Source organism: Clostridioides sp. ZZV14-6387 (assembly GCF_020657835.1).
Lineage (GTDB): Bacteria > Bacillota > Clostridia > Peptostreptococcales > Peptostreptococcaceae > Clostridioides > Clostridioides difficile_A.
The window spans coordinates 46,340-59,107 of sequence record NZ_JAGWCW010000004.1; the positions used below are offsets into that span (position 1 = coordinate 46,340).

Here is a 12,768-nt window from a genome sequence, read left to right on the forward strand (position 1 = left end):
TACTAAAATATATTCATTGTGAATAGTTATACACTCAAGATAACTACATTATAAATAACTAATTCAACAAAAAGAAACTCTAAACTTATCATTTAGAGTTTCTTTTTTTATTGATTTTCTATTTTAATTTTTATATTATTTTTAATCGTTTCCTAATCTCTTAGCTATAACTTGTTGTGCTATGTTGACAGCATGGTCAGATATTCTCTCTAGATTACTTATTACATCTAAATAAATAACTCCATTCTCTATACTACATAAATTATTATTCAATCTATACATATGATTAGCTCTACAAGATTTCTCCATTATATCAACTTGCTCTTCAATTTTTATAACCTTGCAAGCCAAATCTACATTATCAGTTCTCATTGATTCTAATGCATAAGTATATGCTGAAACAACTTTATTGTACATAACATCAAGTTCAGATTGTCCTTCTTCGGAGAAAGAAATATTTGAATCTATTGCAACTTGTGATAATTCAGCTATATTTTTAGCATGGTCACCAATTCTTTCTATATCATTAACTGTGTTAAACAAGGTATCCACAACTTCTCTTGAATCATCATCTAAAGGTGCTTTTGAAAGTTTAAGTAAGTAATTCAAAATAGCTTTTTGTAAATCATTGATTAATCTCTCTCGTCTATATGTCTTGTCTATTTTTTCAGTTGAATGCTCTACTAAAGCTTCCATAGATGCATTTAAACTTTCCTTAGCCTTTTCACCCATACGAAGTGCTTCTTTTATCGTATTTGCAAGGGCTATAGAAGGAGTTTCTATCATTCTATCATCTATATATTTAATAGTCTTAGCTTCATCTTCATCTATATCGCCTTCTTTATCAGGAACAAGTTTTATTGCTAACTTTATGATAATCTTTGTAAATGGTAATAGTATTAAGACAGATATTATATTAAACAGTGTATGTGTGTTAGCTATTTGTCTTGCGACATTACTTGGGTCCCAACTTGTAACCAGGTTTACTACTGGTTTATTTAATAATATTAGGAATATCACCGTCCCTAAAACATTAAAGATTAGATGCATCATAGCTGCTCTTCGTGCGTTTTTATTGGCTCCAATACTCGATAACAGTGAAGTTACACAAGTACCAATATTTTGACCATAAAGAATTGGCAATGCTGCTGATAATGGCACTAGACCTTCTGCTGCCAATGCAACCAACATCCCCATAGATGCACTTGAACTTTGTATTATTGCTGTAATCCCAAATCCCAATAATAATCCAAGTAGTGGATATCTACCAAATGTAACTAATAAGTCAGTAAATCCTTGATAGTCTCTTAGTGGCTCAACTGCCATTTTCATAAAATCCATACCTGTAAATAATATACCAAAACCTATAAGTATTTCAGCTATATTTTTTATTCTAGGCTTATTTCCAAATAAATAAAGTATGATACCTATTCCTAATGCTACTGGAGCCATACCAGTTAAATCAAAAGATACCAATTGAGCTGTAACAGTAGTACCTATATTGGCACCCATTATAACTCCTATTGCCTGTTTTAAGGTCATTATACCTGCATTTACGAAACCAACAACCATTACAGTAGTAGCACTTGAACTTTGTATTACTGCTGTAACTCCTGTACCTACTAGAACTCCCATAAATAGGTTACTAGTAAGTAATTTTATTATCTTTTTTAGCTTTGTCCCAGCAGATTTTTGTAGACCTTCTCCCATAAGGTTCATACCATATAAGAACAGACCTAATCCACCCATTAGACTTATTATAATGTTCAAATTATTTCCTCCTTGTAAAGAGATTAATGTTTCTAAAAATTTTATAACCTATTGTATTTTATCAAATTATAGGAGTAGTAATGTTAAATTTATGTTAAATATTAAAAAATCATTAAATTTATGTTAAATTTTTGTATTATTGTTGTATTTTTGTATTATTTTTTCTGCACATTTTATACCATCAACTGCCGCTGTAACTATCCCACCTGCATATCCAGCACCTTCTCCACATGGATATAGATTCTTAACACTTATTGACTCTAAAGTCTCCTCATCCCTTACTATTCTTATTGGAGATGAAGACCTAGTTTCTACTCCAGTTAAAACAGCATCATACATCGCAAATCCATTCAGTTTTTTATCAAGAGATATGAATGCCTCTCTCATAGTTTCTGTTACAAAGTCAGGTAGACATTCACTTAAGTTTGTAAGTGTATATCCAGGTCTATATGATGGCTCAACACTACCTAAATTTGTAGAAGTTTTATTATTGATAAAGTCTCCAACAAGTTGAACTGGTGCATTGTAATTTTTTCCACCTAATTCAAAAGCTAATTTTTCATATTCTTGTTGAAAATGTACACCTGCTAGAGGATTATCACTTTTAAAATCTTCTGGAGTTATATTTACTAAAAATGCACTGTTCGCATTTACTTTATCCCTGGCATGTTCACTCATGCCATTCGTAACTATTTCAAAGTCATTGGATGCAGATGCTATTACACTACCACCTGGACACATACAAAAAGTATATGCTGTTCTTCCATTTGAAACATGCTCTATAAGTCTATAATCAGCTGCTCCTAGTCTAGGATGATTGTAAAACTCCTTATATTGTGCTTTATTTATTAAATCTTGTGGGTGCTCAACCCTAGCTCCTATTGCAAAAGGCTTTTGAATTATTTTTACACCTCTCGAATACAACATTTCATAAGTATCTCTTGCACTATGTCCAACAGCTAATATAACTGTATCTGTATCTATCTTTTCAGTATCATTTATTATTACAGATTGTATAGAATCATTTGATACGACTACATCTGTCACTTTTGAATTAAATCTAACCTGACCACCTAGATTTATTATTTCATTTCTTATATTTTTAACTACATTTTTTAATATATCTGTTCCTACATGTGGCTTATGTGAGTACAATATTTCATCTGGTGCCCCAAATTGAACTAGCTCTTCTAGTACTTTTCTACATCGTATATCTTTTATTCTAGTTGTAAGTTTGCCATCTGAAAAAGTTCCTGCTCCGCCTTCACCAAATTGAACATTTGAATTATTTTTAAACTTTCTAGTTGTCCAAAAATCACTTATATCTTTAGTTCTATTGTCTACATCAAGACCTCTTTCAAGTATGATTGGTTCATAACCCATTTGAGCCAAAATCAGACCTGCAAACAAACCTGCTGGTCCACTGCCAATTACTAAAGGGCTATTCTTTAATTTTTTATCACCTATGGTTACATTTACATATCTGATTTCCTTTATTTTCGTTACATCTTTTATTTTTGAACTGAGTATTTTATCTTCATCTTTGACTTCTACATCTACAGAATAAACAAACTCCATTTTTCCTTTTTTTCTAGCATCTATAGATTCTTTATATATACTATATTTAACTAAGCTTTTTTCTTTTATTCTTAGCTTCTTAAGTACAATATCTTTTAATAAAGATATATCTTTATCGATTCCAAGTTTTATATTAGATACTCTTAACATATTGTTTTCCTCTCTTAGATTGTAATATAAAAAAGCTAGGGTTATTCCTAGCTTTCTACAAATATAACTTCTATATTCTCTTTTACTAGATTTTCTACCCAAATCTCGTCTAACACAAAATTCTTTATTTTATTTACAACAATTGCTTTATCTAAATCTTTTTTCAAATTTTTTACTAAAACCATTGCTTCAACTGACTTATTCAATCTTTCAACATACAGAGAATTCACTTTAATTAATACAACCCTTAATTCACACACATATAAATCTTCACTACCTAAAGTGATTTCATCATCATATTTATACACACTAAATTCATATACATTTTCATAAGGTGTTATATTTTCTATTCCTACATAGTCCATTTATTTATCCTCTTTTAGTTATAAGACCTCTTATAACTTTCATGTTATTAAACACCTTCTCTAAGAAGTTTTCTGCTTCTTCATTATCTAAAAGATTTATTTCAAGATTCTCATTTTCTATAATATCTTTAGATTTACAGTATTCTTTTGCTATCTCTATTAGCTCATTTTTTTTATCCATAGACAAATCAAACTCTTTATAGTCTATTATTATATATTGTTTGGTATCAGGTGATACACCATTATTATATCCTATTTCTATATGATAAATAACTGCATATATTTCTTCTCCATTGTACACAGGTACTGCTGGATTAGATTTTATAAAGTTCGTTGACACAGCAATTGCATTTCCTAAACTAAGACTCATTATTAATACCTCTTTCTCAACATTATACATATATTATACTATATATTCTTTATCTATGACTTAAAGCTTTTTATAATTAATTAAGATATTTTTAAATCTTTGTATCTTTTTCCTAATGTACTAGAACTTATATCATATTTTTTTGATATTTGTACTTGAGTTATAGGTTGTCCTGCTTCTTTCTTAACATAATATTCAACAGCAGCTGCCCAACCATTTTCAGCTCCTTTTATATTTTCATGTTTTTTCTTATACTCATTCCAAAACTCTATACAGGCATCTATATTTTCTTCTTCTACATTTTCTTTAAGAGTATCTAAAACTTTGCACTCTATTTCAGCTAATTCATTTTCTGAATTAACTTTTGTGCCTTTCTTATCTCTTTCTCTCTTTAAGTATTCAGCTATACTTGGGTCTAAAAGCTGTTGTATATACTTGTATAGTATATGTGTATGATAAATTAAGAAAGTCTTCATATCCTTGTATAAGTCTTGATATTGATTAAATAAATTCATAACATCTTTTAATATTATGTCTTTTACTTCATTTGATATACTTATAGTTACATCTATCAGTATGTTAGTTCCTTCAATATCAACAATTCTAGCTATCATACAACTTCCGCTTTTAAAACTTCTTAGAAGTTTTACATCTTCTGTATAAAGTTCATTCCCACTTAGACAATCTTTTAAGACGATTCTTCCCACAGAAACTTCTTTTACTTCATAAATACTTACATATGATTCAAAGAGACTCTTTAATATCGATACTTCTGATTGACTTAGGTTTGCACCATTTTCTTCAAGAAAACCAACTGTCATTACCTTTTTATTTTCCATTATATGGTCTTGTATTAAATAAGTATTAAAAAATCTTTCAAATTTTTCATTTACACTATCATTTGGCATTATATAAAACATTTCTTTAGCTTTTTCACATTCGTCTTTGAATCTATCCTGTCTTGAATAATCATATAACTTTGAATATAAATCTGTATATTGTTTTTGTGAAAGTTCAGTTCTTCTGTATGCTCTTTCTGAAACAATATCTTTATTTAAACAACACTTCTTGTATTTTTTGCCACTTCCACAAGGGCATAGCTCATTTCTCCCTAACAATATGACTTCCACTCCCTTATTATTAAATTAAAGTACAATTTGTTATTATACCATTTTTTTATTAATCAATCTATAGTATAAATAAATATTCTCTTAAATTCACTTATATTTTGGTATAATATATTAACTTTAATTAGGATTTCGATAAAATCACTAACAATCCCTCTTGTAGAAATGGATTATCGTAAAACTAATTCCTCTATAAAATTTTATTAATTGATAATAGTTTTTTACTTTGTCTATTCTTTTTTGTTATATGACTCTAATTGTCATTTTACATTCAACAATATTGTCTTTTTCTTGTTTATATTCATTAGAAATATTTTGAATATCTAAATTACTCGTTTTTAATTTGCTAATTTCTATTTTTTCAAATTTATCATTTAAATTTAAATTCTTCATTAAACCTTCTATTTTCAATACATTCTCAAGTTCACCATTAACTTTTATTTCTAAATTAACTTGTTTTTTATTATTATTATCTAAACTATTTTCTTGGTTAATATATTCTATATTCACTACATCTTTCAATTTATTTTCTACTAATAACACCATATCTTTATTTGTTTTTTTATCTAAAAATGAATTATTAAAATTACTTTTCAATTCTTCATTTCCATTTAATTCAACATTTTCTATATATTTATCATCTTTATAACTATTATCCTTTATTTGATAATTATCTTGCTTATTTATTTTATTTATTAGATTTTGTTTTTCTTTCTTCAAACTAGTTAAGTTTTGTTCTAATGGACTTAATATTATATTAGTAGCTAATACAATAATTAATATTAACAATATTTTAAGTAAATTTTTTTCTCTATTATTTAACCTCAAAAATAATCACCCATCTAACTTTTTATTCTAAACTTATAGTTATCTCCATCTCTTACAATACTGTCTATATAATAACCTTTTATGTACTTTATTTTTCTTAGATTATTTAAAACATCTAAATCATTACATACACCTTCCATTTCTAGCTTATTTTTATCTATTGATATTTTAGTAATATTATTTATTCCTACAGTTTCATATATTTTTTTTATTTCATTAAATCTTATTTTAGAAAATTTCTCTCTAGTCTTTTCAGCAACTGGTATAGTCTGTTTTGGCTCATTTATTAAATTATTTTTACTTATATAACTTTTAAGTTCGTTTATAGATTTCACATATATAAACGATTTAAATAAAACACATGTTAAAATTAAGACTATTACTGCTTTATATACCTTATTATAAGGTTTAATTTCTTTTAATCCATTGAGAAAGTTTATAGTTTTACAAGATTTCATTTAAACAATCATTCCTATATTACTTATATAATTTATACTACTATTTTCTAAATTTCTATCAAAATTATTTTCTATCTTTACTTTATCTTTTAATTTCAATGGACTTATTTCTATATACCTGTCTTTATCTTCAAAGTATTCTTCAATAAAATTATTTTCTATTCCATAGTAATAAACACACTTAAAACTACTTAATAGCTTCTTTACTGATTCATAGGATTTTATTTCTTTTGATAGTAAATAAGTCTCTTCTATCTTTTTACCTCTTGTTATATTTATAATGAACTGATTTTTTTTACACTCTATAAAAACTCCTTCTTCTAAAAAATTCTCTATCAAGTCTAGGTTTATGAGTTTTTGTAATATATCAAAATTTATATTTATAGCTTTTGGGTTCAAGTTTAGATTTGTTGAAATGCTCTTAATTAATTGAATAATAATCTTTGGAAAAAGAATTACTTGTATATTTAATTTATCATGACTAGAATTTATAACTTTATATTTTATTGAATAGTCGTTTATATTTATTGGAATGTATTGTGTTATTTCAAATTCAATCATATTTAATATATCTCTTTTTTTCTTAGTATCTAGAATTTCAATATTTCTAATTACTATATCTTGAGTTTGAATATTAAAGTATAAATTTTTATATGATATTTTTAATTTACCTATCTCCTCTTTTACAAATCTAACTACATCTTCTATATATCTAACCTTAATAACATCTTTGCTATCGTTTTTTATATTAAAATTTATTTCTTTTGTAATTGATTTATCTATAAAAATTTTTTTGTGATTTTTTCTTAAAAATACAATCCTTATATAATCATCATTTATCTCTAAATTTAAAATTTTTTTAATTATAACCATCTCCTTTAATTAAGCTATAAAAATGCATATATAAAAATACTACTTAGGATAAAATTGTTTAGAGTTTACATTTACACTTATATCTGCACCACTATCACTTATAACAAGTTCAAATTTGCCAGATGTACTTTGAGGAACTGGAACAGTATTCAAATACCCTTTTTCCTTTAGAGATTCTACGCTTAAAGATTGTGTTATGTTTTCATCATCATTAATAGCCATGCTCGCTGCTGTTACTATGTTGGCAGCATTTGTATAATCTGCATTTAGTTTTGCACTCTCTTGAACCTTACTGTACTTAACTAATGCTATACTAGATATAACACCTAAAATTGTTACTACTACAATCATTTCAACAAGTGTAAATCCCTTTCGTTTTTTATTTATCAATTAAATATTCTCTCCTTTTAAAAATTTTATTAGATAAAATTTATTTTTTTCTTAAAAACTAGTAACTGCATCGAACATGGGAATAACCATAGATAAAATAAAAATTCCGATAATTAATCCCATAAATATAATTAAAATAGGTTCTATAAATTTCATTATTTGCTCTATTTTATTATTTAATTCACTTTCATAGAATTTATTTATTACATCTAAGCTTTTATCTAGTTTTCCACTTTCTTCTCCTGTATTTGTCATTGAAATAAATAATTTAGGAAAGATATTTGCTAAATTCAAAGACTTACCTATACTATTTCCCTTTTTTATATAGTTATTGGAAATATTTAATCTTTCACAAATAAATTCATTATCTACAACACTTGCTGACATTTCTATAGCTTCCACTATTTGTATTCCACTACTAATTAAAATAGATAAGGCTCTAGAAAATCTGGTTGTAACTACTAACTGATTAATTTTTCTTACAAAAGGCATTTTAAATTTCAGAGAATTAATCAATTTTTTTACATTATCATTTGTTCTAAAAAAATAAACAGTTGCTATTAAAAATAATAAAAAACTAAGCATAAGATAACCTATGTTATTTGTAACTATTGTGGATATTCCTATTAAAACTCTTGTTATCAAAGGTGGTTCAATTCCATTACTTGCAAAAACCACCTGAAAATTAGGTATTACAAATATGAATATAAATATCATTGACATGATAGATAATGCTATGAGTATTATTGGATAGATTGAAATATTTATTATTTTCATTTTTAATTTGTATTCTTTATCATAATAATTAGATAAATCATTCATTATTATATCTAGGCTTCCACTAGTTTCCCCTGCTCTTATCATGCTTATAAAGAATTTAGAAAATGTACCTGTTACCTGAAATGAATCTGCTATTGAGTTACCTTTTTGGATGTGATTTGATACTATATTAAGCAAATTTCTTACTTTTTTACTAGACTGACCCTCAATGACTTCAAATATCTTTGTAATTTCACATCCAGATTCTAATAATATACCTATCTCTTTGCAAATTACTCTAACTTCTTTATCACTAATTCTATTTAATATTAAATAAAATTTCTCTAAATTATAAAATATACTTTTAGACAATCTCATGTACTATAATTCCTTCCAAATTATATTAGTTGCAATTAAATAAACACAATATTTTTTAATTTAATACATTTAATTTTGTCTAACTTAAATATAAGTTATGTTCAAACATTTTAATTAAAGTAAATTAAATGAAGTTAACTATATAATTCAATTAAATCATTTCATTTACTACTAAACATTCTTCTAATGTTGTTATTTTTTCATTTATTAGTCTTTTACAACTATCTTCAAATGTTATCATTCCATTTTTTTGTGCCACTTCTTTAATACTACTAGAATCATCTATATTTCTTATACATGTTTTTATGTCATCATTTACTTCTAGTATTTCATAAATTGCTGTTCTTCCAAAATACCCTTTGTCATTACATCTTTCACAACCTACAGCTACTTTAGTATTTACATCTCCACTAAAATTGTCTTTTATCATAATCTCATGACTACAATGATTACAAACTTTTCTAACCAATTTTTGAGAGATAACACCTATAAGAGACGCATTTAAAAGATATGGTGGTATTTGCATTTCTAATAATCTAGCTATAGAAGACACTGCATCATTAGTGTGCAAAGTACTTATAACTAAATGACCTGTTATAGCTGCTCTTACTGCTATTTTAGCTGTTTCTGCATCTCTTATTTCTCCGACCATTATTATATCTGGGTCTTGTCTTAATATTGCTCTAAGACCCACCTCAAAACTTAATCCTATTTTTGAATTTACTTGTATCTGACTTATTCCATCCATCTTATACTCTACTGGATTTTCTATAGTCATTATATTTTTATTTATACCTTTTAAATCATTTAATAAGGAATATACTGTTGTAGTCTTTCCGCTGCCTGTAGGGCCTGTCACTAGTAATATTCCTGCTCTTTTACTTATTATATTACTTATAGACTTTATTGCTTCCTCTGAAAAGCCCAGTTCTAGCTTATCTTTTAAGAAAGTATCTCTATTAAGTATTCTTAAAACAATTTTTTCACCATATACAGTTGGTATTGATGAAACTCTAATATCAATTAGGTCACCTCCCAACTTTATATCTACTCTACCATCTTGTGGAAGTCTTTTTTCCGTTATATCCATTGAGGCCTTTAATTTCACTACAGTAGATAATGATGGATATATATCGATTAAAAACTTTGATACTTCTTTTAATTCTCCATCTACCCTCATTCTCACTATTAAATGCTTTTCAAATGGCTCTATATGTATATCACTTGCATTTTCTTTTATAGCTTTTTCTAAAAGATTTTCAAATAATTTTTTTGCATAATCTTCATCAAGTTCAAAGTTATTGTAATATTTATCAATCTTCTCACTTATAAGTTCTTTTTTCTCTTTTTTCAATATAATTTCTTTACCTGTAGCCAATCTCAAATCCTGTATGGCATATATATCTTCATCTTCTATTTCTACTACTAAATTATCATCTTGAAATTCTACTGGAAATACATTATATTTTTTTGCAAGCTTTTCTGGTATTAACATTGGTAAACTGCTTTCCTCTAATATAATCTTAATCACCCTTTATATACTTTAATTTATTAGGTATATTCATTTTTTTCATAGAGATATTTTCTTCAGTTTTTATACTTACTTTCATTGGATAAGTAGTTTGTATACTGTCTAAATATTCACTGCCTTTATCCACATAATCAGAGAGTTTATCCTTATCCCCAATGCATTTTATTTCATAAGGTTGCGCTACAGAAACTCCATTTATATTTATATGGCTTCCTGCAAGTACAACTTCTGAATACTGATTGATTCTTTGACCATTTATTTCTATGTATTTTGCTCCATTTACTTTTAGTTCATTTACAACTTTTACAAGTATTTTATTATAGTCTATACTATTTGCTATATTCCCAGTTTTTTCATCTATAGCATCTATACTTACTATTATTCCACTGCCCTTTACATCTGAATATGATAGATTTTCTCTAAGAGCTTCTATTTCTGATATTTCTTTAGAATTTTTTTGATTACTTTTCATTGAATCAATTTCTTTATCTAATTTATCCTTTTCCTTTTTTAATTCCTTTATAGACTTTCCTGTCAATCTTATTTCTTTTCTTATTGACTTATCTTTACTTGTATAAACTGTTTCTTCATTACTATAATCTCTAAATATGGTTCCAACAAGTATACCTAAAATAGTACTCGCTAGTATTATAAACACATATGGTTTTTTCATACTGTATTGCTCCTTACAAATTTATTTTTATATGATAATTTTCTTTAATTAAACCTTGAGCCTTTATATATATTTATTATATCAAACTTATATATTAAAATTCATCTTTAGTATATAATATCATACATCAAAAAAAGCAAAATGGCATAGCTTCACAGCTACACCAATTTACTAAAAGTTATATTTTATAATTATCATCTGATTTAAGATATATATTCTTATACATTCTTCTCATATTTTGAAATTCTATTAACTAGTTTATCTCTTAATTTTCCAACTTCATCAAATCTCATATTAGGGATATAGTAACTTTCTATAATATCATGTTTAGACTTCGCTCTCTTAAGATTTAATACAGCCCAACAAATTAAATCATCCAAAACTTTCTCATCAAATTTAATATCTTCTTCATATTTAAGTAATTTTTCTCTATTTAAAAATTGATTTAAATTAATGGTTTCCTCTTCTTTAAAAGTTGCGCTTGTAGTTATACCAATATCTAAGTCAGTCAATAGTACAGTCTCAACTTTTTCTGGTATAAGTGGATAATGATAAACTTCTACATTTAAACCTTTTTCAATAGCTTTCTTATACACTTTGTTTAATAATGTAGTTTTTCCAGTGCCTATTTCACCATCTAAATAATAAACCTTATTTACATCTTTTAATATGTTTTCTGTATAATCTAAACATCCTACAGGAGTTATAGCTGAACCAAATAAATGCTTCTCTCTTTTCAAATTTCCTGTGCTTTCAACTCCATCAAACAATTTTTTAATAAATTCTTCTGTAACTAGATTCACTTTACCATAATCCATACAATCAGAATATTTTTCCTCTATATCTCTAAAGATTGGTTCTGATGCTTTTAAAAATTTAAACGCTCTTTTAAATGCATTACTAATATCCTTATCGTATCCCGATATTTCTTGTCTATTTTTTTCCAACTCTTCTGTGTTCCAGTAATCACCTAAATTAATTATCTCGTCCAAAGCTCCTGGTAATTTTGGGTCCATAGTGTGTGGAGCAGTTGCATCCATAAGTACCACGCCTAATTCCTTTATAACTACACCGTCCAATGAACTTGGGTCAGAAGGACAGTTATATAATTCAATATCATATCCTCTACTTAAAAATTCTTTATAAATTTTTTTCATAAGTGAGGATTTTCCTACTCCAGGACCACCTTTTAAACAAAAAACCCTTTTTACATTTTCAGGAATTATATATTCAAAAAAAGAATATGAGCCTTGTGATGTGTTTCCACCTGGAAATGCCTTCTTTACCTTTCCTTCCATATTAGCGCCTCCTCATAATTTACAATATCTCTTAATTAAGATATTAATATTATACGAGTTTTGTTACAACTTTATGCTTTTGATAAATCTAAAACTTATCATTTAATACCAATAAAAAATTAATTTTATCTAATTATAGTAGATTCTATACTATGTGATTTAACTTTTATATGCTTTTATCTGGAAGTCTAATTTAACTCTTTATACAGTAATATAGTTG

At 26.4% G+C, this 12,768-nt stretch carries 13 protein-coding genes; all 13 read right to left on the reverse strand.

Going from position 1 to position 12,768, the window contains the following annotated elements; genetic code table 11:
* Window positions 1-141: 141 nt before the first annotated feature.
* Entirely contained in the window at window positions 142-1,770 is a 1,629-nt protein-coding gene (locus KGF38_RS03405) for a Na/Pi cotransporter family protein (RefSeq protein WP_054277650.1), read from the reverse strand.
* 123 nt (window positions 1,771-1,893) lie between these two features.
* Entirely contained in the window at window positions 1,894-3,498 is a 1,605-nt protein-coding gene (locus KGF38_RS03410; protein WP_074179284.1) for an NAD(P)/FAD-dependent oxidoreductase, read from the reverse strand.
* Between the two features lie 47 nt (window positions 3,499-3,545).
* The gene (locus tag KGF38_RS03415; protein WP_054271728.1) at window positions 3,546-3,863 is read right to left on the reverse strand and encodes a hypothetical protein; all 318 of its coding nucleotides are present in this window, start codon (window positions 3,861-3,863) and stop codon (window positions 3,546-3,548) included.
* 4 nt (window positions 3,864-3,867) lie between these two features.
* Entirely contained in the window at window positions 3,868-4,233 is a 366-nt protein-coding gene (locus KGF38_RS03420; protein ID WP_054271729.1) for a hypothetical protein, read from the reverse strand.
* Window positions 4,234-4,313: 80 nt separating this feature from the next.
* Window positions 4,314-5,351 (reverse strand): YecA family protein, encoded by a 1,038-nt coding sequence (locus tag KGF38_RS03425; RefSeq protein ID WP_176702495.1) that lies wholly within the window; start codon window positions 5,349-5,351, stop codon window positions 4,314-4,316.
* A gap of 252 nt (window positions 5,352-5,603) precedes the next feature.
* A complete protein-coding gene (locus KGF38_RS03430; protein WP_227832154.1) occupies window positions 5,604-6,149 on the reverse strand; it encodes a hypothetical protein in 546 nt (181 codons plus the stop codon).
* Between the two features lie 53 nt (window positions 6,150-6,202).
* Complete coding sequence (locus tag KGF38_RS03435; RefSeq protein WP_054277654.1) at window positions 6,203-6,646, reverse strand: hypothetical protein; 444 nt, start codon at window positions 6,644-6,646, stop codon at window positions 6,203-6,205.
* Window positions 6,647-7,519: a pilus assembly protein PilM gene (locus KGF38_RS03440; RefSeq protein ID WP_074179282.1), complete on the reverse strand. Its 873-nt coding sequence runs from the start codon at window positions 7,517-7,519 to the stop codon at window positions 6,647-6,649.
* Window positions 7,520-7,558: 39 nt separating this feature from the next.
* Complete coding sequence (locus KGF38_RS03445) at window positions 7,559-7,909, reverse strand: type II secretion system protein (protein ID WP_054271734.1); 351 nt, start codon at window positions 7,907-7,909, stop codon at window positions 7,559-7,561.
* Window positions 7,910-7,960: 51 nt separating this feature from the next.
* Window positions 7,961-9,046, reverse strand: coding sequence for a type II secretion system F family protein (locus KGF38_RS03450; RefSeq protein ID WP_074179281.1), 1,086 nt, complete (start codon window positions 9,044-9,046; stop codon window positions 7,961-7,963).
* A 151-nt stretch (window positions 9,047-9,197) separates the two neighbouring features.
* Complete coding sequence (locus KGF38_RS03455; protein ID WP_054271736.1) at window positions 9,198-10,541, reverse strand: GspE/PulE family protein; 1,344 nt, start codon at window positions 10,539-10,541, stop codon at window positions 9,198-9,200.
* 28 nt (window positions 10,542-10,569) lie between these two features.
* On the reverse strand, window positions 10,570-11,250 hold the full coding sequence (locus KGF38_RS03460) for a DUF881 domain-containing protein (RefSeq protein ID WP_054271737.1): 681 nt from the start codon (window positions 11,248-11,250) through the stop codon (window positions 10,570-10,572).
* Between the two features lie 218 nt (window positions 11,251-11,468).
* Window positions 11,469-12,548 (reverse strand): ATP-binding protein, encoded by a 1,080-nt coding sequence (locus KGF38_RS03465; RefSeq protein WP_054271738.1) that lies wholly within the window; start codon window positions 12,546-12,548, stop codon window positions 11,469-11,471.
* Window positions 12,549-12,768: the final 220 nt, after the last annotated feature.

Coding starts and splice junctions, on each gene's coding strand:
- KGF38_RS03455 (WP_054271736.1), bottom strand. CDS start 10,541: ATGTTAATACCAGAAAAGCTTGCAAAAAAATATAATGTATTTCCAGTA.
- KGF38_RS03440 (WP_074179282.1), bottom strand. CDS start 7,519: ATGGTTATAATTAAAAAAATTTTAAATTTAGAGATAAATGATGATTAT.
- KGF38_RS03460 (WP_054271737.1), bottom strand. CDS start 11,250: ATGAAAAAACCATATGTGTTTATAATACTAGCGAGTACTATTTTAGGT.
- KGF38_RS03410 (WP_074179284.1), bottom strand. CDS start 3,498: ATGTTAAGAGTATCTAATATAAAACTTGGAATCGATAAAGATATATCT.
- KGF38_RS03415 (WP_054271728.1), bottom strand. CDS start 3,863: ATGGACTATGTAGGAATAGAAAATATAACACCTTATGAAAATGTATAT.
- KGF38_RS03465 (WP_054271738.1), bottom strand. CDS start 12,548: ATGGAAGGAAAGGTAAAGAAGGCATTTCCAGGTGGAAACACATCACAA.
- KGF38_RS03420 (WP_054271729.1), bottom strand. CDS start 4,233: ATGAGTCTTAGTTTAGGAAATGCAATTGCTGTGTCAACGAACTTTATA.
- KGF38_RS03450 (WP_074179281.1), bottom strand. CDS start 9,046: ATGAGATTGTCTAAAAGTATATTTTATAATTTAGAGAAATTTTATTTA.
- KGF38_RS03435 (WP_054277654.1), bottom strand. CDS start 6,646: ATGAAATCTTGTAAAACTATAAACTTTCTCAATGGATTAAAAGAAATT.